The organism is Tamlana sp. 2_MG-2023 (genome assembly GCF_030548465.1).
Classification (GTDB): domain Bacteria; phylum Bacteroidota; class Bacteroidia; order Flavobacteriales; family Flavobacteriaceae; genus Pseudotamlana.
Genome location: NZ_JAUOSF010000008.1, coordinates 85207 through 108446 on the forward strand (window position 1 = coordinate 85207; position 23240 = coordinate 108446).

14 protein-coding genes are annotated in these 23240 nt (G+C 35.4%); 10 read left to right on the forward strand and 4 right to left on the reverse strand.

The features are described 5' to 3' along the window. Positions 1 to 4 precede the first annotated feature (4 nt). The 7 genes from Q4566_RS13645 (at position 5) to Q4566_RS13675 (ending at position 12035) form a co-directional block, all read left to right on the forward strand. A complete protein-coding gene (locus Q4566_RS13645) occupies positions 5 to 1591 on the forward strand; it encodes an arylsulfatase (RefSeq protein ID WP_303422196.1) in 1587 nt (528 codons plus the stop codon). A 207-nt stretch (positions 1592 to 1798) separates the two neighbouring features. Continuing rightward, positions 1799 to 2680 (forward strand): family 16 glycosylhydrolase, encoded by an 882-nt coding sequence (locus Q4566_RS13650; protein WP_303422199.1) that lies wholly within the window; start codon positions 1799 to 1801, stop codon positions 2678 to 2680. Then, entirely contained in the window at positions 2656 to 5547 is a 2892-nt protein-coding gene (locus Q4566_RS13655) for a glycoside hydrolase family 2 TIM barrel-domain containing protein (RefSeq protein ID WP_303422202.1), read from the forward strand. The genes Q4566_RS13650 and Q4566_RS13655 overlap by 25 nt, the downstream gene beginning before the upstream one ends. Then, a complete protein-coding gene (locus tag Q4566_RS13660; RefSeq protein WP_303422205.1) occupies positions 5547 to 6941 on the forward strand; it encodes a hypothetical protein in 1395 nt (464 codons plus the stop codon). Before Q4566_RS13655 ends, Q4566_RS13660 begins: the two co-directional genes overlap by 1 nt. Then, the gene (locus tag Q4566_RS13665) at positions 6914 to 8746 is read left to right on the forward strand and encodes an arylsulfatase (protein ID WP_303422208.1); all 1833 of its coding nucleotides are present in this window, start codon (positions 6914 to 6916) and stop codon (positions 8744 to 8746) included. The genes Q4566_RS13660 and Q4566_RS13665 overlap by 28 nt, the downstream gene beginning before the upstream one ends. Before the next feature lie 4 nt (positions 8747 to 8750). Beyond that, positions 8751 to 10394, forward strand: coding sequence for a sulfatase-like hydrolase/transferase (locus tag Q4566_RS13670; RefSeq protein ID WP_303422211.1), 1644 nt, complete (start codon positions 8751 to 8753; stop codon positions 10392 to 10394). 81 nt (positions 10395 to 10475) lie between these two features. Further along, a complete protein-coding gene (locus Q4566_RS13675; protein WP_303422214.1) occupies positions 10476 to 12035 on the forward strand; it encodes an alpha-L-fucosidase in 1560 nt (519 codons plus the stop codon). Between the two features lie 175 nt (positions 12036 to 12210). On the opposite strand, the gene Q4566_RS13680 is transcribed toward Q4566_RS13675, so the two are convergent. From Q4566_RS13680 to Q4566_RS13695, 4 genes are all read right to left on the reverse strand, one after another. Next, the gene (locus tag Q4566_RS13680; RefSeq protein WP_303422216.1) at positions 12211 to 13452 is read right to left on the reverse strand and encodes a family 16 glycosylhydrolase; all 1242 of its coding nucleotides are present in this window, start codon (positions 13450 to 13452) and stop codon (positions 12211 to 12213) included. 120 nt (positions 13453 to 13572) lie between these two features. Next, entirely contained in the window at positions 13573 to 14796 is a 1224-nt protein-coding gene (locus tag Q4566_RS13685; RefSeq protein ID WP_303422219.1) for a right-handed parallel beta-helix repeat-containing protein, read from the reverse strand. Positions 14797 to 14869: 73 nt separating this feature from the next. Next, positions 14870 to 16651 (reverse strand): alkaline phosphatase D family protein, encoded by a 1782-nt coding sequence (locus tag Q4566_RS13690; RefSeq protein WP_303422221.1) that lies wholly within the window; start codon positions 16649 to 16651, stop codon positions 14870 to 14872. Between the two features lie 104 nt (positions 16652 to 16755). Next, positions 16756 to 18318: an alpha-L-fucosidase gene (locus Q4566_RS13695; protein ID WP_303422224.1), complete on the reverse strand. Its 1563-nt coding sequence runs from the start codon at positions 18316 to 18318 to the stop codon at positions 16756 to 16758. 388 nt (positions 18319 to 18706) lie between these two features. Here Q4566_RS13695 and Q4566_RS13700 point away from each other — a divergent pair, with 388 nt between their 5' ends. The 3 genes from Q4566_RS13700 to Q4566_RS13710 are packed head-to-tail and all read left to right on the forward strand — an operon-like array spanning position 18707 to position 23238. Further along, a complete protein-coding gene (locus Q4566_RS13700; protein ID WP_303422226.1) occupies positions 18707 to 20008 on the forward strand; it encodes a sulfatase-like hydrolase/transferase in 1302 nt (433 codons plus the stop codon). Between the two features lie 3 nt (positions 20009 to 20011). After that, positions 20012 to 21400 carry a glycoside hydrolase family 28 protein gene (locus Q4566_RS13705; protein WP_303422229.1) on the forward strand — a complete coding sequence of 463 codons (1389 nt, stop codon included), beginning with the start codon at positions 20012 to 20014 and terminating at the stop codon, positions 21398 to 21400. Then, complete coding sequence (locus Q4566_RS13710) at positions 21397 to 23238, forward strand: sulfatase (RefSeq protein ID WP_303422233.1); 1842 nt, start codon at positions 21397 to 21399, stop codon at positions 23236 to 23238. Before Q4566_RS13705 ends, Q4566_RS13710 begins: the two co-directional genes overlap by 4 nt. Positions 23239 to 23240: the final 2 nt, after the last annotated feature.

Genomic DNA, 23240 nt, shown 5'->3' on the forward strand with positions numbered 1-23240 from the left:
TCACATGACTTTAGAACTAAAATCCAAACCTATAGTAAAATTTGTAGTGTTACTTGCTATAGCTTGCTCTGCTTTTAATTGTAAAAATTCAGAAAAAGAAAAGATTGAAACACAAGAAAACATAACACAAGAAACCAAGCCTAATGTTGTATTTATATATTTAGATGATTTAGGCTATGGAGACATTAGTGCTAACGGTGCTACTGAAATAAACACACCTAATATTGACAAATTAGCTAATGGCGGTGTTCGTTTCACCAATGGTTATGCCACCTCAGCAACCTGTACGCCTAGTCGTTATGCGATTTTAACAGGGGTATATCCTTGGAGAAATAGTGATGCTCAAATATTACCCGGAACAGCACCTTTAATTATTGATACTGCCCAAACTACAGTGCCAAAAATGTTAAAAAAACAAGGTTATCATACAGGAATTGTAGGTAAATGGCATTTAGGTTTAGGTAATGGTCACGTCAATTGGAATGAACGTGTTTCACCTGGACCTAACGAAGTTGGCTTTGATTACGCTTATATTATGGCTGCAACCCAAGATCGTGTTCCAACCGTTTACATAAAGAATGGATTAGTAGATGGCTTAGATCCAAAAGATCCTATTGAAGTGAATTATAACAAGAACTTTGAAGGTGAGCCAACAGGAAAAGACAATCCAGAATTATTATCCATGAAATGGCACCATGGTCATAACAATAGTATTGTAAACGGCATACCCAGAATTGGTTATATGAAAGGTGGAGAATTAGCAAAATGGAGCGATGTTGATATGGCAGATCATTTTCTTAATGAAGCCAAAAATTATGTAAAACAACATAAAAATGAGCCATTCTTCCTTTATTATGCCTTGCAACAACCGCACGTTCCCCGTACACCACATCCTCGTTTTGTAGGTAAATCTGGAATGGGCCCAAGAGGAGATGTTATTTTAGAAGCCGACTGGGTAATTGGGGAATTTATTAAAACTTTAGAAAAAGAAAATCTATTAGAAAACACCATGATCGTATTTTCTAGTGATAATGGTCCTGTTTTAAATGACGGTTATTATGATGACGCGGTTGAAAAACTAGGAAATCATACCCCTTCAGGAGGTTTACGAGGTGGTAAATACAGTTTATTTGATGCCGGCACCCATGTACCATTCATTACCTATTGGAAAGGTAAAATTAAACCTACAGTCTCAAAGGCATTAGTTTGTCAGGTCGATTTATTAAGCTCAATTGCAAGTTTAGTTGGTAGCGATATAGAAACCAAGGATAGCCAGGATATCATAGAAGCATTTTTAGGTGAATCTCAACAAGGACGTGAAAATTTAATTCTTGAAGCAGGCCAAAAAACAGCCCTTAGAAGCGGAGATTGGGCGCTCATCCCTCCATACAATGGAAACGCCATTAACAAACAAGTTAATATTGAATTAGGAGTATCCAATTCCTATCAACTATATAATTTGAATGATGATCCAGGACAACAAAATGATTTGGCCAACATCAATAAAGAAAAGCTAGATGAAATGATTGCAACTTACGAAAACATTAGAGGTAAGGACAAAGTAAAAATTAAAGAGCTTGAATTAAAATAACATTTCCTCCTAAAAATAAAGGGCTTTGAATTTGTATTCAAAGCCCTTTATTTTATCCATTTTCCTCTATAAACGGCGAAAATTATATCTGATAATGATCAGCTTAATAATTAAGCCATGTATTATTCATTTGTTCTAATGTTTTGAACATATCGAATTCTACAAATCATATCTAGCAGCTATTTTTGAGTTCTAAATATTAAAAATATGATAGATTTCATAAAACTTCAATGCTTTCTACTAATTTGGTTTATTGCGCCGCTAGTTTCTGCTCAAAATTTAACCATTCCTCCAAAGAATTATGTAGACTCTATTCAACTTGAAAATAGCGTTAGTAGAATAAACTCTAGATACCCTTTATCAGATCAAGGCAATAAAAAGCATTGGAAATTGCTGAAAAAATATTCCGATGAATTCAATAGTAAAACATTGAATGAAGATAAATGGTATCCTAATAACCCGAAATGGAAAGGAAGAGCACCAACCTATTTTCATGCTTCAAATGTTAGCTTAGAAAATGACGAATTGGTAATTAGGATAAATAAACATGGTTCTGAAAAATTACCAGAAGACTATACACATTCTACGGGGTTTATAAAGAGTAAACAGAAATTTTTATATGGCTATTTTGAAGCTGAAGCAAAACTAATGGATGCACCGTGGGTTTCAGGATTTTGGATGACAAACGTAGATAAAGATTGGTGGACTGAAATTGATATTTGTGAAAATGCTCCTGGAGTAACCTATAATCGTCACGATTTAAATTCAAACATTCATGTATTTAGATCTCCAAAAGACCAAGGAGACATTAAAAAGCATTTCTCTAGAACGAAGAAGTATTTTTTTCCAGAAGAATTACAAAACGATTATCATGTTTGGGGATTAGAATGGACCAAAGATATTATACGGTTTTATATAGATGGCATCCTATTTAGAGAAGCCAAAAACACACATTGGCATCAACCTTTAGAAATCAACTTTAATTGCGAATCAAACAAATGGTTTGGAGCCTTACCAGACAACAATAAGTTGGATGGCGCATATCACGTAAAATATTTTAGAGTATGGGAAGAAAAAAACAAATCATGAAAAAGGCGTTCACCATCTTAATTCTGGTTATGATATCTTTACAGTTAAAGGCTCAAACTCTTCCTGAGGGAAACATTAAAACCGATAGAACCAAGACCAATCTAAATTTAGGTTGGAAATTTCATTTAGGTGACCTTAAAACAAAGCCAACCGCTATCAATTTTGATGACAGCACTTGGGAAAGTGTTTCCATACCACACACTACTAAATTAGTTTCTTATGAATTAGATAGCATAAAAGAAACTTGGGTTCAAGAAAAATACCTTCGTGATATTAGCTGGTACCGAAAAAAGCTAACCATAATTGCAGATACTACTCAAAAAGTATTTATTGAATTTGAAGCAGTACACAACGCGACTGAATTATGGGTTAACGGTAAAAAAGTGGGGAATTATGCTGTAAACGGCTATACACCCTTTCATTTCGATATTACCAATTTTGTAAAGTTTGGAGAAGAAAACACCATTGCTGTGAGAGCAAATAACACCTTTAACCAAACTATTGCTCCCGATCCTCATAGAACAGATTATGTCAAGTTTGGCGGTATTTACAGAGATGTATACTTAGTTACCACGAACAAGTTACACGTAAATTTTAATTGGGAAGACTATAATGCTGGTGTACATATTACCACACCCACAGTGAATAAACACAACGGTACTGTAACGATAAACACAACTGTAAAAAATGAAAATATTTCTGAAAAAGATTCAAAAATAGTCACCAAGATCATCAACAAACAAGGTGTGGTCGTAAAGAAAATTACGGCCAGTAAAATAATTGGTGCCCATTCTACTTACACATTTAGACAAACGGTTGCTTTGGAGGAGGACTATCATTTATGGTCTCCAGACTCTCCGTATTTATATCGTGTAAATTCTGTAATCTACGATAACGATACCCCTATTGATTTCGTAGAAAACCAATTTGGTTTTAGAAAATTTTCATTAGAAAAAGGCAAAGGGTTTGTTCTAAATGGAGAACCACTATTTTTAGTTGGCGTCAACCGTCATCAAAGCTACCCTAATATTGGTGATGCCGTTCCCAACGCTTTTCATTATAACGAAGCTTTACAATACAAGAAAGCTGGAATGAATATTATTCGTCTTTCTCATTACACACAAGATGATGCTTTTTTACAAGCTTGCGATGAATTAGGGATTTTTGTTTATGAAGAACCTTCTACTTGGATTGAATGGGGTGATGATACATGGTTTGAAAACTTAGAAAAAGCAACAAGAACTATGATTAGAAATCACAGAAACCACCCTTCTATTATTGTTTGGGGCGCAGGCATTAATCACAGAGGCCCCGTACCAAGAATGCAAACTGTAGCTAAAGAAGAAGACCCTTTTAGATTAACAGCATCTGCTTCCGCACCCTGGAACGGTGTTAAAAATGAAGGCATTACCGACATTCACGCCACTATGGATTACAGAAGAACCGAATTTCCAGAAAGCGCTTTTACTATGGTTATGGAACATGGAAGTTCTCCTAATTCTGAAGTTAATCAATTTCATATTTCTAGATATAAGGCTAACAAAAATAACTTTGCAGCTATAACTTGGTTAGGTGCAGATTATAATCATTTACAACCCGACATAGTTGACGACCAATGGTCTAGAGATTTCATGACAACCTATGGTGTTCTTTCTCCGTACAGAATTCCTAAACCTGTTTATTATTGGTACCAATCGGAGTTGGTAAGTACACCTATGGTGCATATAGCTGATGAAACCGCTTCTAAGGATGGGAAAATTAGAGTTTTTAGTAATTGCCAAGAAGTTGAATTATACCTGGATGAAAAACTAATAGCGAGTAAGCTACCTGACCATGATATTACAAAACAAAATTTAAAACATCCCTCATTTACCTTTCGCCATCAGTGGACATCTGGAACTTTAAAAGCCATTGGTTATACAAATGGAGAAAAAGTAACAGAATTCACAAGACGTAAAGCAGGAAAACCACATCATATACAAGTTGAATTTAATATCAAAGACCAGCCTTTTTATGCCGGCGGATCGGATATAAGATTAATATATGCTTCTATTTTAGATGAAAATGGAGAAGTGGTTACTAATACGAAAAATGAAATTCAATTTTTAGTTTCTGGTGCTGGTGAATTAATCGATAATGGTAAAATAGAAGCCAATCCTGCACTTGTTTATAATGGAGTCGCAGCTATGTATGTTAGAGGAACAAGCGATACCGGAACAATTACTATTACTGCAAAAGCGAAAGGTGTAAAGTCGGGAAAAGCAAGTATAACCACAATACCATACAATGTCAATGAAATTGAAAATAATGCCAAACCAATCTATGACTATCCTATAGAGCACGTTGATATTGGTGGCAAGGAGCAATTAGTACAATTTGATTGGCAAGCATGGACGGGTCAATCAAATTCCGACTTGACATTCAGTTTAAAGGACTTTGAAGCTAAAGCTGAAATTAGTTCGAACGAAAAAATTAATTGGTTGGGTGACACAGCCATGATTGGTGATTTAAGTTTTGTTGGTACCGATGGTGTATATGTTGAAAAAGGAGAATTGAGTATAAATATTTCTAATTTAAAAAAAGGAAACTATCAAATTGAATCCTTTCACCATTCTAGAAGAGGTCATGTAAAAATGACAAATGAAATTGAAGTCACTGTAAAAGATGCAAATGGCGTTTTCTCAAGAAAATCCGATGATCATATTGTAGATTATTATTCACAAAATAACACAAGCGAACGCAAACCCCTATCGATAACATCCAATTTCTCTGTAAACGATACCAACTCTATTCAAATTAAATTCAAAAATTTAAATACAGAGGGAGATTTATGGATAAATGGTTTCATATTAAAACAAATAAACTAATGAATTTTTATAAAATATTAATTGTCTTTCTATTTATTACACCAATAGCAACTGCTCAAAAACACCGTGTAAACATTACTTATGTAAGCTTAGAGAAGGGAGAAGCTTCTCCAATCAAAAACTACGAAACAAAAATTGATTCTAATGTTAAAGTACGTCAAAATGACTTTATAGTGTTGGTTCCTAATATTGAGTTTCAAACTATTGAAGGTATTGGAGGTGCATTTAATGAGAATGGTGGCGAGGCTTTATTTAGCTTACCAAAAAATAAACGACATGAAGTTCTAAAAAACTTATTCAACCCCAATCATGCTAATTTAGTGTTTAACAGAACCCCTATTGGAGCAAGTGATTTTGCTTTAGATGCTTATAGCTACAGTATGATTCCTGAAGATTATGAGATGAAGCATTTTTCTATTAAACGCGATAAAAAACACCTATTACCCTATATAAAAGCAGCATTAAAAGAGAATGATGCTATGTTATTACAGGCCTCACCTTGGAGTCCTCCAGCTTGGATGAAATATAGCAATGCTATGGACAAAAACAATGCTAATCCAGAACAAAGCAGACTAAAAGACAGTCCAAAAATATATAAAGCTTACGCCTCTTATTTAGTAAAATATATTGAAGCTTATAAAAATGAAGGTGTAAATATTGATCGTTTTTGTATTCAAAATGAACCTGATACATATGCACCATTTCCAGGGTGTAATATGTCTATGTCTCAAATGCACGATTTAAGCTTAAACTATATTATGCCTGCTTTTAAAAACAAAAACTTAAATACAGGGATTTGGGCAGGAACTTTTAGAACGATAAATAGAGGTGATCATTATAAAATATTGAATACAGAAACCATTAATAAATTTGACGGTATTGGTTTTCAATACGCAAATGAACCTTTTATAAGAGACGTTTCATTGTTAGCTCCATATATGAAAATTATAAATACCGAAACAAAATGTTATAACGGTGATAATTCGACTGAACAAGCTAAGGAGAGAATAGACGAAATTGCAAATTATATAAACGCAGGGTCAACTAATTATTGTTATTGGAATATAATTTTAAATGAAACATCCAAAAGTGCTTGGGGATGGAAACAAAATTCTTTAATGGTTATTAACCGCAAAAACGCTGAAATTCAATATACGCCAGATTACAACGCCATGTATATAGCGAGTAAGGCTATAGCGAAAGGCGATAAAAGAATCGCTCATATTTCTAAACACCCAATTGTAACTACTAAAAACAATGCCAACGACATTAAAATTTTAATTCAAAATAATGAAACTTCCAACAAGGTTGTGAAACTCATTATAGAAGACGAAGAATTAAATGTTGAATTACCCAAAAATGCCTTATGTCAACTAACTTTATCCAGAAAATAAACATATTAAGGCCATACTTTTTAACTCTGTTTGCGTTCCTTTTTTTTTTAAACAATCGTGCGCAGAATAAAAATTTAAAACCTAATGTTATTTTAGTACTCACAGACGACCAAGGTTACGGAGATGTTGGTGCCCTTGGTAACACCATAATTAAAACACCACATATAGATAACTTTCATAAAGAGAGTTTTCATTTAACCAACTTCCATGTAGGGCCTACCTGTGCTCCCACCCGTTCTGGCCTAATGACTGGCAGATATGCGAATAGCGTAGGCGTTTGGCATACCGTTGGTGGTTGGTCTTTATTGCGTGAAAATGAAAAAACGTTAGCCAATATGTTCGAAGAAGCTGGGTATAAAACAGGTGGATTTGGAAAATGGCACTTAGGCGACAATTATCCCTTTAGACCAGAAGACAGAGGTTTTCAAGAAACTGTAATGCACGGCGGTGGAGGCATACAACAAACACCCGATTACTGGAATAACACCTATTTTAATGATACCTATTTCCATAACGGAAAACCTGAAAAATATGAAGGCTATTGTACAGATGTGTTTTTTAATGAAGCGATACGTTTTATTCAAACCAATAAAAATAAACCGTTTTTCTGCTATATTGCTACTAATGCCCCACATGGCCCATACAATGTTCCTTTAGAATATTACAACCTTTATAAAGATTTAGGGAATGCTATTTTAACCGATACACAAAAACGGTTTTATGGTATGATTACCAATATTGACGATAATTTCGGAAAACTAAGAAAACAATTAAAAGAATTAAATATAGCTGATAATACTATTTTGATTTTTATGACCGATAACGGCACCTCTTCTGGCTATATTAATAGAAATGGTAAAATTAAAGGCTATAATGCAGGATTGCGTGGCACTAAAGGCAGCGAATACGATGGAGGGCATCGCGTACCCTTTTTTATACATTGGAAAGACGGAAAAATTTCTTCATCTAAAGATATCCAAACGTTAACCTCTCAATTAGATATCATGCCAACACTTGCTGATTTATGCGACATTAATCTACCAAAGAACCACCAACCATTGGATGGCACAAGCCTCTCTCCTATTTTTAGAGGTAATGACACTTTAAAAAATAGAATGCTAGTAACCGATTCCCAACGGGTTCAACAGCCAAAAAAATGGAAAAATTCTGCAGTTATGCAAGACAACTGGAGATTAATTAACGGTAAAGAACTTTATAATGTAGCTACAGATAAAGGACAGCAAAATGATATAGCCTCTAAAAATCCTGAAAAAGTTAAATACATGCGGGCTTTTTATGAAAATTGGTGGAATCAAGTTTCTGTAGATTTTGATAAAGAAATTTATTTTAAAATAGGTTCTAAAAAAGAAAACCCCATTACATTAACCGCTCATGATATACATTCCACTGGTCCTTTTGCTTGGGATCAAACTCATATTAGGAAAGGTGTAGTGAGCGCTGGATATTGGAGTGTTGACATTTTAGAATCTGGTACTTATAAAGTTAGCTTAAGAAGATATCCTATAGAGTCCAAACTACCTATTAATGCCACAATAGATGGTATTTCCAAAGAAGAACTACCTGGATTAGAAAAAGAAATTCCAGAGGGTAAAAATCTTAACTTTCTAAAGGCTTCCATCCAATTTGATAATCAAATAAATATAGAAAAGGGTGTTGAAAAAGATGACAAAGCTATCGAGTTTAAAGTAAAACTTAACCTAGGAAAAACGAAATTGTTCGCAAATTTTACAGACATAAATAATAACACCAACGTAGCTTACTACGTTTATATCGAAAAATTATAGAACTATGAAAAAAATACTATGTCTTACATTTTTGATATGTAACTATTTACACGCTCAAGATCACCCCAATTTTATTTTTATATTAACCGACGACCAATCTTATGGTTTAATGGGCTGCACAGGAAATACTATTGTTCAAACACCGCACTTAGACAAGCTCGCAACAGAAGGTATTTTATTTACAAACGCCCACATTACTAGTGCCATTTGTACCCCGAGTAGAGTTTCCATATTACTTAGTCAATATGAGCGTAAACATGGCGTGAATTTTAATTCAGGAACCAGTGTTTCCGATGCTGCATGGGAACAATCTTATCCTATGATCATGCGCAGAAATGGCTACTACACAGGCTGGATAGGTAAAAACCATGCTCCAGTAGGTAAAGGTGGTTACAAAAGTGGTGTGATGGAAAAAAGTTTCGACTACTGGTATGCTGGACATGGGCATTTAAGTTTTTATCCCAAAAACAGACATGCCATTTTTAACGATGCCAAGGCCTTTACGCAACCTGAAATAATTAATGAAGGGGTTAACGAATTTCTAGATCCTAATGAAAGAAAATTAAAAGGTGCTTTACACTTCTTAGAAAACAGACCGCAAGACAAACCTTTTATGCTGTCAATTAATTTTAATCTACCCCATGGCGCCAGTACCGAAACCATGAAAATGAAACCAACTGATGATGCTATTTACAGAACGCTTTATCGTGACTTAGAAATTCCATTACCTGACAATTACATTGCTAAAGCAGATATAAAAACGCCAAAATTACCAACAGACCTTTTACATGCTGAAGACAGGCAAAACGGATACAATTACGTAGATACCCCTAAAGACATTAAGGAACGCTATATTCGTGAACTGGAAGCCATGACAGGCATTGATCGTCTTATGGGAAATTTAAGAGAAAAACTGAAGGACTTAAAACTTAATAAAAACACCATTATAATCTTCACATCCGATCATGGCTTATTTGGCGGACAGTTTGGATTAGGCGGAAAAGCGTTGTGTTACGAGCAAACAACGCATGTTCCCTTATTGGTGTTTGACCCATCGGTAAAAAAGAAACAAAAAGGTGTAAAAAGTGACGCTTTGGTTCAATCCATTGATGTGGCTCCAACCATGCTTGCCTTAGCTGGAATAGAAAAACCTAAAGAATTTCAAGGTAAAGATATTTCCAGGTTAATTAAAGGTGATAAAAAAGAGGTTAGAGATTATGTGTTCACTGAAAATTTATGGTCAACACACTTTGGAAACCCACGTTGCGAATCTGTGCAAAACAAAAACTGGAAATATATTAGGTACTATAAAAACAATAATTTTTCAGCTAAAAAAGAAATTGCATATGCTAAAGAAATTGGCATGCAGGTAAATAAAATGCTTTATGCTGTACACGATCCTGCAATCGCCGTTTATAGAGATTATATAGAATCCCCGTTACAAGGCGAGCAACCCGTTTATGAAGAATTATACCATTTGAAAAACGATCCTAACGAGCTTCATAATTTAGCCAGTAATTCAAAATATTCTGAAACACTAAACACTTTGAGAATCCAATGGAAAACTGAAATCATTCAAGCAAGAGGACAAGGAAAAACCGAAGTTTATAGATATACAAATGATGCCTATCCAGATTCTAGTCATTAAATTAACACCTTAATCTAAAAATTTAACTTAGGTACCTTGTATACTCATTAACCAATATTAAAACTTTTAATTAACAAGCAGATGAAGACACCACTTTTAATACTTCTCGCTTTCTTAACCATGGCATGTCAGAACAAAAAAAATGAAAATTCTGAATCTAAAAATCAAGAGAGTCTTATTTACGAAGCCGATTGGGAAAGTTTAAAGCAACACAATACACCTGAATGGTTTCTCGATGCAAAATTTGGAATTTACTGCCATTGGGGTCCTTACTCGGTGCCTGAATATGAGAATGAATGGTATGCCCACTGGATGTATGTAAATGCGAATAATCCTGAAGCTAAAAACGGGAAGGCATCCAAATTTTACGAGCATCATGTAAACACTTATGGTACATTGGACAAGTTTGGATACAAGGACTTCATCCCAATGTTTACTGCGGAAAAATTCGATGCTGCGGAATGGGCACAACTCTTTAAAGATGCTGGAGCAAAATTTGCTGGACCTGTTTCAGAACATGCCGATGGCTTCGCGATGTGGGACAGTGACTTAACTAAATGGGACGCTAAAGACATGGGGCCAAAACGAGATATTATGGGAGAATTGTCTAAAGAAATTCGTAAACGTGATATGAAATTTATTGCCACATTTCATAGACATTGGTTATATGGCTGGTTTCCTACTTGGGATGAAACTACAGATGCATCAGACCCTGAATATGCCGGATTATATGGTCCGAAATTAAAAAAAGGCGATTTTCAATACCCGCCTAACCCTCATGAATTAGATGCAGGTGTCACTAGGTATTACCCTGTAGCTGATGATGCCTTCAACAAAGAATGGTTAGATCGACTTAAAGAAATTGTAGATAAATACAACCCTGACTTAGTTTGGTTTGATAATAAAATGGATGTAATTAGTGAAGAATACCGAAAAGAATTTCTACAATATTATTACAACCATGCAGAAAAAAATAATCAAGACGTGGTTTCTACCTATAAATTTTATGACTTTGCTAAAGGAACAGCTGTATTAGATTTAGAACGTTCTCGAATGAAAGACAAACAACTCTTTCCGTGGTTAACAGACGATTCAATTGACTGGAAGTCCTGGTCGCATATTAGTAACCCTGATTACAAATCTACAAATAGACTAATCGATTTTTTAGTAGATGTAGTTAGTAAAAACGGCGCGGTACTTCTTAACATTACACCAAAAGCCAATGGCGAAATTCCAGAGCCGGTAAAAGAACGTTTATTACAAATGGGACAATGGCTACAAGTAAACGGTGAAGCCATTTACGGCACGAGACCTTTTTCTATTTATGGAGAAGGAGACGCCGAAGTCATTGAAGGTCACCTAAGCGAGGATAAAAATGACGATAACACCGCCAAAGATATTCGTTTTACCACGAAAGACGATGTGCTCTATGCGATTGTTTTGCATTGGCCTAAAACGGGAGAATTACTTATCCGTTCCTTAAAAACCGGGAATGACTTGTACAACAAAGAGATTCAATCTATTGAAATGCTAGGTCACAACAAACCTTTAGAGTATGAAACTACTACAGCCGGGTTGAAAATTACCTTACCTAAAAAAACTGGAGATTATGCCTATACTTTTAAAATAAACTTCAAGTAAAAAAGATTTTCAATTTCAAACTAGAAATGGTAAAAAATATAATTCAACTTGTAAAGTATAAATATCGATAGCTTCTATGAACACTTTTCCTGTTTTAATACGGCTTCCATGCACATTCTTAATGAAGCTGCCATAAAAGTTAAATTATTTCCTGCTGTTCCATTTTTATTAATATTTAATTTTTCAGCATAACTATCAACGTATTGATATCTAACGCTTTGTTCTCATTATCTTCTAAAGGAACTAAATTTGTGACTATTTTATAGTTTCCTTTTTTTAACTTCTTATCTAGGTTTAGGTTATACTGTAAGTTTCCATATCCTGCATATGCAGTTAATTTCACCTTGTTTACCTCTTTATCTTCAGAGTTTAATACTTTTAAAATAATTGTGCGATCTTGATTAGCCTTATAACTTAGCGAGATTTTCAAGGCTTTAGCAGATTTTAATTCAACTTGCTGCGTTTCGAAAAAAACGGCTTCATCATATAATTTTATTTCAGACTCACGTTTGGATTGACTAGGCTGTGAAACATCAACCAATTCATAAGCTCGAACCCAATCATAATAGACCGTATTTTTAGAATCGTCTGCTAATTCTGCGTCTGTTGGTAGAGAAATCCATGGAAAAGGGTAAGTTTCATGGACTAATCGCATGTACATGGGTTTATCCATTGGTTTATCAGTTATCTTATCATAGAATCGTTGATGCTTGGGTTCCTGATTATCATAATAATAACTGGCTGAAATTTCATCACGCCACCATCCGCCATAAACGTGAAAATCTTTGGATGCGATCTGGGAATCTTCAAAACGCACTTGGGCAGCTCTATAATCATGGCGTTCCCCTTCACATTCAGTATACCAATAATGCGCGTTAGAGTGCATACCTTTGGCAAAATATGCACCATCAAAATCGCCAGTTCTACCAATACATTCTTGAATATCCCATTCTTGGTGGTAACTATCGCAACCTTTAGGTCCCGTTGCATTACCGCCAGAAAACCAAAATGTGGTAGACATGGTTGTAGCTGCTGCTTTTACGCGACACTCATAATAACCGAAAAGTGCTGCGTTTTTTGAAACCACTGCGGCTCCTTTTATGTTGAATACATCGTTATTAACAATGGTGTCTTTTAACATTTTCTCACCTTTTAACTGGAGATAACCATTGGCCACGCGTACCTGAGAAGGCATAAATAAACCTGGAGCTCTTCCTTTCCAAGTGGGATGATGGTCTAGCCATTTAGTCGTATCTAATTGTGTACCATTGAACTCATCTGAAAATTCAGGATTTAACACCCAGCGTTTTCCTATAGGTGGTTTTGGCGGACCATATTGAGCAAAGACAAAGTCGCTTAAACCAAAAATTAAAACTAGCAGCAACATTTTCTTACTTAAAACATAAAGTAGATTCATTAAATTTCAAAATTTATATTAAATTCCAAAATTGACCTATTCTTTAGTGTTTTAATACCTTAAATGATTTTATAAACAGAATAAATGATCTATACTCTTTAGATTATAATGACATTAACTTTAATTAGTTAGGCGAAATCCGCCACCTTCAACTTTTTCAATATTAGGTTTTACATAAGCATTATCCTTAATGATAGAAGACGCGTTTCCGCCTCTATCGCTAATACCTTCTTTACTAGAACTATGGTACATAGCATTACTAGAAACTACACTGCCCTTAAGATTTTTAGTAATGATGCCATAATACGGGTAAGGATATTCAAATTTATACTCTTTACGGTTATACCATCCCCAAATACTATTTCCTGTAACCGATACACCGTTTACATGGTCTAACCAAATCTGTGAACAAGCATCTCCTTCGGCATCGACACCATTGCTACGAAATAAATTTCCTGAAATGGTATGTGCTGTGCCATTCGTTATTTTAATGCCAGGACCAAAATTATGATCGATAGCACAACCAGTAATTTGCATAGAATTCGATTTGTTTAATGAAATCCCGCCTTGCTTATTCCATTCTATACGGTTAGCTGTAACCATAACAGACGCACCTCCAAAAAACTTTAAGTCCTTAATTTCTGATTCTGTTTTATCTGGATGAGGTTCCCCTCTTGCAAACAAGCCATACCCTTTATTCGCAGTAAGTTGATTATCGATTAACCAACCGTCGTAACCTCCAGTTATATCTACACCGTGTTCACCATTAAACATTAAAAGACAACGACGCACCGAAAATACCCAAGACCGCTCTAAGCGAATGCCTGAACCACTAAAACCCTGAATTCTACAGTCTTCTATATTATTATGCTGTTCACTTCCCAAATGTCTGGCATATACACCATGCATGCGCTTACCTTTATTTTTACCATCTAAAGTTAAACCGATGATGCGAACACCCCGATTATTTCCTAAATCTAACAAAGCACGGCCTTCTCCTGATTTTGCAGTTAATATGGTTTTACCTATAAAATCTTTATCCTTATTATCTTTATTGGCATAGGCCCAAGCGGAATAGCCTAATAAGGTAATGTGGCTTGGCACTTTTACTGGCTGGATTACATAATTCCCATGCGGAAAATAGACCGTTCCTTCGTCTCGGGTTGCAGCATCCATGGCTTTTAATAGCGCCTGGGTATCATCTGTTTTTCCATCACCTTTGGCTCCGAAAGATTTTATGTTGAGAAACGGTGTATCTGTATGATTTTGTGACTGTACAGCTGTTGTGAGAAATACTCCAAAAACGAGTATTAACAAGGTGATTTTATGTTTTTTTGTATTCATCTTCTTTATTACTTTTAGTTTTTTATGTCTTTTGAAATCTATTTCAGAAGTTAAATATGCCCTCATAGAAGGGCTAAAGTTCTACGTTCAAAACGCCAGTATTTTTCTTTGTGGCTACAATATCGAAATAGCGCTTTTTCGAGGTTCCTTCCCCTATTTCTACGGTATATTCTCCGGCATACATTACTTTAGGCTGATAAGAGTCGCCCTTAATCCGCAATGAAGACACCACGTTTTTTGTATAATTATTCCTTACGGTTACCACCTGATTAGGTTTCGAAATTTGTAATTCTGGTAATTCGAAAGCTGATTTTAATTGAAAGTTATCGGTTTGTGAAAATGTTATGGGCCAACCATCGTACTGCTTACTTCTAGGGTCGGTAATATCTACATTACGCTTCCAACACTCATAAGTAATTTCACGCTTCGATTTATTAAACTTAATAACACCAAATCCAGCTGCTCGACCATCTAACAAATTGCTTTTAGCTGTATTGTCTTTATGCGTTGGATTAGCGACAGCATGAACCGTGATTTTATTGTGAAAAGCATCGGTGTACTCCCCGGTATAGTTGGGTGCATGCGCTTTTTTATTTTTCCCTGGACTATCGGGATTCCACCAACGCATCCAGAAATTGGCAGCTGCAGGAACAGCAAAAGAATAGCCTGCATTATTCCAATCCTCAACACCATGATGCACCACAGAGCCCAAATGCTGATCACCAGCAATCATACATGAATAACTCTTTCTAATCACCTCAAGCGCCTTATTTCTGCCCGCTTGTGGCCAGCCATTAGAATCGGTACTGAATTTCGTTTTTTTATCGATAGTTGGTGTATGTGTGGCTAAATTGGTAAATATGGTTTGAGACAACACGGCTTTAATTTCAGCATCCTTCCAGTCTGTAGTCCAATCTTCTAAAAAGTCTAACTGTCTTTTCCCTAAAAGTGTAGCACCTTCAACATCCATGTCACGTGTATTATCAAATCGATATTGATTATCCTCTAAAACACGTTTTGGACCAGATTTAAATTTTCTATCTTCAATAATTGCAAAGCTGATACCGCCCCAAGTGTAATTGGTATAATACACTCCAATACCTTGCTCGATTGGGGTTGGATCATAAGGATCGGGTAAATGACTGGTTTGTGCACGTTCTACTTCTTCTATATAAGAAACAGGCATATAGTAACCACCAGAAGCACCATCGCGATCTTTAGATTTTCTACCTCCATCGCCCCAGAAATTGCCCTGACCAACATCGTGATCGTCAGGTATCGTAATTGTTGGTGTATTTTTAATGATGTCTCCAAAAGTCTCACCAAATTTTAACCAATTCCCATAATGATCGCTATGATCGTAAACCTGATCTCCGGCAAAAAATAGAACATCTGGGTTTAATTTTTTTAGATTATCGGTGATATCTTTTGCTCCAGAACCGCCATGTTGTTGGTAGGTAGACCAACATGAAAAGGCGGCCATAACAATTTCACCTTTTTCTTTAGGGTTTTTACGAATAATGCCTTCATAGAATTGGTTCTTTTTGTAAACAATTCGGTATTGCTTTTTAGTACTATCGTTCCAATCTTCAATTCTAAAATGCGCCGTATATCCAGGGTAGGCAATCCTGGATTCCTGAACAGTTTCCCATATATTATTTTCTCTAATTTGAAGGGTCGCTTCAAATGGATCATAAGCTTTAACAGGATAAAACTGTGCAGTAAGCTTTAAAGTATTGGCATGCACGGTGTATAATGCAAAACAAACCCCGTTTTTCACTTTTTTATGTTTGGGCTGCGAATACCCATTTTGCACTAAGAGTAATAGGAGAAAGGTTTTTATGATTTGATTCATATCTAAATTTTGAAAATTTTTAGTTTGTTATAAATGAGTTCTTTTCATATCATTAATACACCATTCCACTTCTGTCATTATTCCATAAATTAGCAAAATCCCGTTTAATCTACATGGGCATCTACATCACCACCAATATTATTTTCGGTATACCCTTCTAAAACAATTTTATAAGCATGCGCGTAACCTGTTGGTAATTTAGAAGGAGCTTGAATAACAAGACCTTTTTCGTTGCGCTCCCAGTTAATGGTTTCATCACTCCCCAATAAACTAATATTTACAATTTTAGAATTCAAGGCACCAATTTGTGTGCTTAGCGTTTTTATTACAGTTTCTTTCTTTGGTGTGTCCATTACGATGGCGAAAAATTCTTTATCCGATTTTTTAGTAAAACGAATATCTGTATTCGTGTATTCGATTTTCACTTTTTCTTCAACCTTATGACCGCCTTCAGGTAAACGCGTTGGACCTTCTCCAAAAACAGTCCACGGTCTGGTTCCATAAATCGCTTCACCATTTACTTTTAGCCAAGCGCCCATATCGATTAGCAAATCGGCCATAACTTGAGGAATTGAACCATCTGGATTTGGAGGAACATTAAGCAGCATCACACCGTTTTTTGAAACAATATCAATTAACACATCTATTAACTCATTAGGCGTTTTAAACACTGCGCCCGGACGATAGAACCAAGCTCCCGGAGAGGTATCGGTTAACCACAGATTTTCTTTTGGCTGATTAGGTCTTCCGCGTTCATAATCTTTCACCGCTGTGGCTTCAGTAAAGGTGGCCTCTTTATAACATACAACCACCTCTTTATTCCATTCTAGACCCTTATTATAGTAGTAGGCCAAAAATTCAAGTCGAGATTCTTCGGTCATATTTTCCAACCACCAATCGAACCAAATTAAATCGGGTTGATACACATCGATATATTCTTTGAGTTTAGCCCACCAGTCTTTGTAGAACTGCGCATCTGGCACATCAGAATCTATTGAATGAGGATTGGTGTATAAATCGTAATCTTTTGGATTGATACCGCCGTGTGCATGCGCCGGCGCAAAATATTTCCAGGTAAATGCATGGTGAAACGAGCCCATAAATTTCATACCTCGAGACTCAATTTCTTTTTTAAGTGCAGCCGAAGGGTCAATTCCACCATAATTCATAGAATTCCATCGCGTAACCTTACTGTCCCACATGGCAAAATTATCGTGATGCATCGCCACAGGACCTGCAAATTTTGCTCCTGATTTTTCAAATAAATCGGCCCATTCTTTAGCATCGAAACCAGAAGTTTCAAACTGTTCTATAACATGCTTGTACCCAAATTCTTTTGGATCGCCATATTTATCGTTATGATGTTGGTTATTGCTTGTAGGTTTCCCGCTTTTGGTCTTTACAACCGTACCATCTTCATACATTTTCATACCATGCCATCCGGCGTACCATTGATCAGGATCGGAACCTTCAAATACAGAAGATACAGGCCCCCAATGGGCATAAATTCCTAATTTGGAATCTTTAAACCAATCTGGAGCTGGATTTACTTTTTCAATAGATTTCCAATCTTCGGTAAAGCGTTTTTTATCCTGGCTATGTATCGCATTTGTAAAACAAAATAGCAGTACAAATTGGAACGAATATAAAAACTGAATACGTCTCATTTTTTTAATTTAAGGTTACGATTAATTGATAATACAAAGTTCGTAGAAAGCTTAACTTTCCTCAATTCATTTGTATTAAATAGAACAACAAATGGTTTATTTTTCCTAAAAATTACTGTTTTTCGCAATAACCACCCTAAAATAATACCCTTATCGAAGCACATTAATTTACAGCCGGCCAAAAATTAATTCATAGCACAACGCATTCAGTAAACTCCAAAATCTACACAAAATCAAGCCTTTTTATAGACAAGCTTTCATATGTATCAGTTTTAAAAACCATTTATTATAGTATTCTAAATATCTATTGCGCTATTAACAAAATCAGCACCTTAATTTTACTTTCACAAAACCCGCTAACGCAAGGATTAATTACAAAACTAAAATCATGAATAAAAGTATACTGGTTTTACTATATTTTCTTACTTTTTATTCTTGTTCATTTGCGCAAATCAATATCCTATTTATAGAATCTGACGACCAAAGTAATCAAGCTCTTGGAGCTTATGGAAATGCACAAATGAAAACACCAAATATTGATAAACTAGCTACCGAGGGTGTGTCTTTCTTATCTGCGTATAATATGGGATGTTGGTCTCCCGCCGTGTGTATTCCAAGTAGAACTATGCTAATGTACGGACAATACTTGTGGAGCTCACAGAAAATAAACAAGAAAAATGCTCCAAAATCATTTCCTGAAAAACTTCAAGAGCATGGCTATTATACCTATATGACAGGAAAATGGCACGCTATGGGGAAAGGAGCTAAAACTATTTTTAATGAAACGGGAAGTATTCAACCCGGACAACTAAAAACCTACAATTCCAAAGCAGGTCATATTACAGATATTACGGGAAATGAAGCCGTTAATTTTATAAAAAGCTATAAAAACAGTAAACCTTTTTTTCTTTATGTCGCTTTTAACGCGCCGCATGTACCTAGGCAAACGGAACAAAAATATTACGATTTGTATCCAACAGACCATATTGAATTACCACCCAGTGTTATAGATAATACACCACTTAATAAAAATGTAAAATACCAATACGCACCAAGCCCCTTAAGGTCAAAAACCATGCAAACCCGTGTTCAGCAAAACAATGCGATGGTAACTCATATGGATGCTCGCATCGGTGATATTATAACAGCTTTAAAAGCACAAGGTCTGTATGACAAAACGATTATCGTGTTTACCTCAGATCATGGTATCAATTTCGGAGAAAATGGTGTCGCGGGTAAAGTTTGCCTTTACGAACCTAGCGTAACTGCTCCTTTAATTATTAAAGCTCCAAAAATAAAAGCTGGCAGTACGATTTCTGAACGTGTTTATTTACAAGATGTCACCCCTACTCTTTTTGATTTATTGGATATAAAAACAAGTTCCCAAACAGATTTTAAAAGTTTAAAACCACTAATAGACAATAAGGGTGAAGCGCGAAAATCGATTTATTTAGCCATGTTTGATGACCAACGCGGAATTATTTCGGAAGACCATAAATTAATTATTTATCCCAAAACTGGTGTTTTAGAACTTTATGATTTAAGTAAAGATCCATGGGAATTAAACAATTTAGTTTCAAAAAAACCATATAAATCAACCATAACTAACCTATTAAAAGAACTAAAATCGTGGCAGAATAAAACTGAAGACACGACAGATTTAACTACGATTTACAACAAATACATCTAAAAAATGAAACATCTAATCTTGTATTTATTAATTTTATTTTCAGTTCAAGCCTATGCTAAAGAATATAATGTTCTTGACTATGGAGCTAAGGGTGATGGCCGTACTTTAGACACTAAATCTGTTCAAAAAGCCATTGACTTGTGTACCAAATCAGGCGGCGGAAAAGTTATTATCCCTTCTGGGGCAACTGTACTTATTGGTACTATTTATTTAAAAGACTATGTAACACTATACATTGAAAATGGCGCTGTTTTACTAGGAAGTCCAAATTATGAAGATTACACGACCGATACCCATAAAAACACTTATAAAAATGAGCCCCACATGGACAGGTGTCTCATTTTTGCTAAAGATGCAAAATCCTTTGCTATTGAAGGCAATGGTACTATTGATGGAAACGGACATCCAAAAAATTTGAACACGAAAAAAAATGGTCGTCCTATGCTGCTACGGTTTTTAAACTGTAACGCTATTCATTTAAAAGATGTTACACTCATAAATCCTGCTGCTTGGACCTCAGCTTGGTTGTATTGTAACGACATCGTGGTTGATGGTATTAAAATTATAAGTCGTGTCAATCATAATGGCGATGGTTTAGATTTTGATGGTTGTACCAATGTTCGAGTTTCAAATTCATCATTCGACACCAGTGACGATTCCATATGCTTGCAAGCATCAAGACCAGATAAACCTTGTAAAAATATTGTTATAACAAACTGTGTTTTCACCAGTAAATGGGCAGGCATGCGTATTGGATTAGCTTCTAGAGGGGATTTTGAATCTGTAATGGTTAGCAATTGTACGTTTCATAACATCCAAGATTCTGGCCTAAAAATTCAAATGAATGAAGGAGGGGAAATGAAAAACATGGTGTTTTCAAATTTAGTGATGAAAAATGTGCCTCGCCCCATTTTTATGACTTTTTGCCAACAACGTGCTGGTGTAGATGCTCCACAAAAGATGCTTCCTATGAAAGCGATGCATGGTTTTATTTTTAGCAATTTTATTGTTGACAATAGGGAGCTTGATAAAAATTCAGTGATTTTTATCACCGGAATGCCAGGACATTATATAGGAGACATCCAATTAAACAACTTTCAAATGACGGTTTCTGGTGGGGCCACAGTGGAAGATGCTAAAAAAACAGACATTAAAGAATATACCTTAGCTACTTTAGGTGAATGGTGGCCCGAATTTGGATTAGTTGGCACCTTACCTGCTTCTGGAATTTACGCACGTCATATAAATGGCTTATCAATTAATAATTTCCATTTAAAAACCATAAAAGAAGATAAGCGTGCAGCAGTAATATTTTCGGACGTATTAAACGCCAATACTAGTAATGTTTATTTAAACAGACAGCCAATAAATATTAATAATCAATTAAAATGAAGTACAAAATTCTAGTTCTTCTCATCTTTATATTTTCCCAAACTGTACTGCGTGCCCAACAACCTAATATCGTTTGGATTACTTCTGAAGATAATTCCAAACACTATATGAAATTATTTAACGAACACGGCATAGAAACACCTAACATTGAATCTTTAGCCGAGCAAGGCATCGTTTTTAATAATGCCTTTTCGAATGCCGCGGTTTGCAGTGCTGCACGTTCTACCTTAATTACCTCGAGTTATGGACCGCGATTAGCGACCCATTATCACCGTGCCGAAGGAAAAATAGACCTTCCTAAAGACCTTGATATGTTCCCTGCTTATCTAAAAGATATCGGTTATTACACCGCCAATAATTCTAAAGAAGATTATAACATTTATAAATCCGATTATGTTTGGGACGATTCGTCTAAACAAGCAACTTGGCGCAATAGAAAAAACGGACAACCTTTCTTTTATGTCCATAATTTAAATGTTACACACGAAGGTAGTTTGCATTTTAGTGAAGCCGATATGAAAGCCACTAAAACATCTACCAAACCCGAGCGTAACTTTGTACAACCTAACCATCCACAAACCGAATTATTTCAATACACGAATGCCTTTTATCGAGATAAAATCAAGCAAATGGATGGCCAAGTTGGCGCTGTAATTGAGCAATTGAAACAAGATAATCTATTAGAAAACACCATTATATTTTATTTTGGCGACCACGGCGGCGTATTACCTGACAGTAAGGGCTATTTAACCGAAATGGGCTTGGAAGTACCACTTGTTATTTACGTACCAGAACACTATAAAAATTTAAGTCCGTTTACCCCTGGTAGTAAAACTAACGCCTTTGTTAGTTTTATAGATTTTGGAGTTACGGTGCTAAACCTTGCTGGAATAAAAACACCAAAAACCATGGACGGAAAACCTTTCCTCGGAGAAAACCTAAGTCTAAAAACGATAGAAAAAAGTGATAAAACCTATAGTTACGCCGACCGTTTTGATGAAAAGTACGATATGGTACGTAGTTACAGAAAAGGTAAATTTAAATACGTTCGTAACTTCGAACCATTTAATATAGACGGCTTAATGAACAATTACCGCTACAAACAATTAGCCTATGCCGAATGGTTTAAACTTTTTAAAGAAGGAAAATTAAATGAAGTACAGGCACAATTTTTCAAGCCGAAACCTGCAGAAGCTTTATATGACATCGAAAACGACCCATATGAAACAAAAAATCTAGCTCAAAATTCGGCTTATAGAAGCACCTTAAAGTCTATGCGAAACACATTAATAGATTGGATGCTAGATCAACCCGATTTATCCTTATATCCAGAATATTACCTTATTAATCATGCGATACAGGATCCCGTAGCATTTGGTAAAGCTCATAAATCTGAAATAAAAACTTATCTAAACATTGCCAATCTGGCATTAGTAGACTACGCGAAGGCTGAGCATAAACTTTCTAAACACCTACAAGCTACAGATGATTTTGAACGCTATTGGGCTTTAATTGTATGTTCTAGCTTTGGTGAAAAGGCAAAAGCGTTTTCAGTTCAAATAGAACAGATTATGAACAACGATCCACTTGTAATTAATAAAATGAGAGCCGCAGAATTTTTTGGCATAACAGGAATAAAAGATACCTCTAAACAACTTACACACATTCTTTATCAAGCTAAAGAACCTACAGAAGCCTTATTAATATTAAACACTATAGTCTTAGTGCAAGATTTTTATAAGCATGCTACATTTCAAATAAATGCTTCAAAACTGAATAATAACATTAAAGAAAATGATCAAGTAAAAAGACGACTTGAGTATTTAAACATCAACTAATT

Coding starts and splice junctions, on each gene's coding strand:
- Q4566_RS13705 (WP_303422229.1), top strand. CDS start 20,012: ATGAAACATCTAATCTTGTATTTATTAATTTTATTTTCAGTTCAAGCC.
- Q4566_RS13660 (WP_303422205.1), top strand. CDS start 5,547: ATGAATTTTTATAAAATATTAATTGTCTTTCTATTTATTACACCAATA.
- Q4566_RS13680 (WP_303422216.1), bottom strand. CDS start 13,452: ATGAATCTACTTTATGTTTTAAGTAAGAAAATGTTGCTGCTAGTTTTA.
- Q4566_RS13665 (WP_303422208.1), top strand. CDS start 6,914: ATGTCAACTAACTTTATCCAGAAAATAAACATATTAAGGCCATACTTT.
- Q4566_RS13690 (WP_303422221.1), bottom strand. CDS start 16,651: ATGAATCAAATCATAAAAACCTTTCTCCTATTACTCTTAGTGCAAAAT.
- Q4566_RS13655 (WP_303422202.1), top strand. CDS start 2,656: ATGGGAAGAAAAAAACAAATCATGAAAAAGGCGTTCACCATCTTAATT.
- Q4566_RS13650 (WP_303422199.1), top strand. CDS start 1,799: ATGATAGATTTCATAAAACTTCAATGCTTTCTACTAATTTGGTTTATT.
- Q4566_RS13645 (WP_303422196.1), top strand. CDS start 5: ATGACTTTAGAACTAAAATCCAAACCTATAGTAAAATTTGTAGTGTTA.
- Q4566_RS13700 (WP_303422226.1), top strand. CDS start 18,707: ATGAATAAAAGTATACTGGTTTTACTATATTTTCTTACTTTTTATTCT.
- Q4566_RS13710 (WP_303422233.1), top strand. CDS start 21,397: ATGAAGTACAAAATTCTAGTTCTTCTCATCTTTATATTTTCCCAAACT.
- Q4566_RS13670 (WP_303422211.1), top strand. CDS start 8,751: ATGAAAAAAATACTATGTCTTACATTTTTGATATGTAACTATTTACAC.
- Q4566_RS13695 (WP_303422224.1), bottom strand. CDS start 18,318: ATGAGACGTATTCAGTTTTTATATTCGTTCCAATTTGTACTGCTATTT.
- Q4566_RS13675 (WP_303422214.1), top strand. CDS start 10,476: ATGAAGACACCACTTTTAATACTTCTCGCTTTCTTAACCATGGCATGT.
- Q4566_RS13685 (WP_303422219.1), bottom strand. CDS start 14,796: ATGAATACAAAAAAACATAAAATCACCTTGTTAATACTCGTTTTTGGA.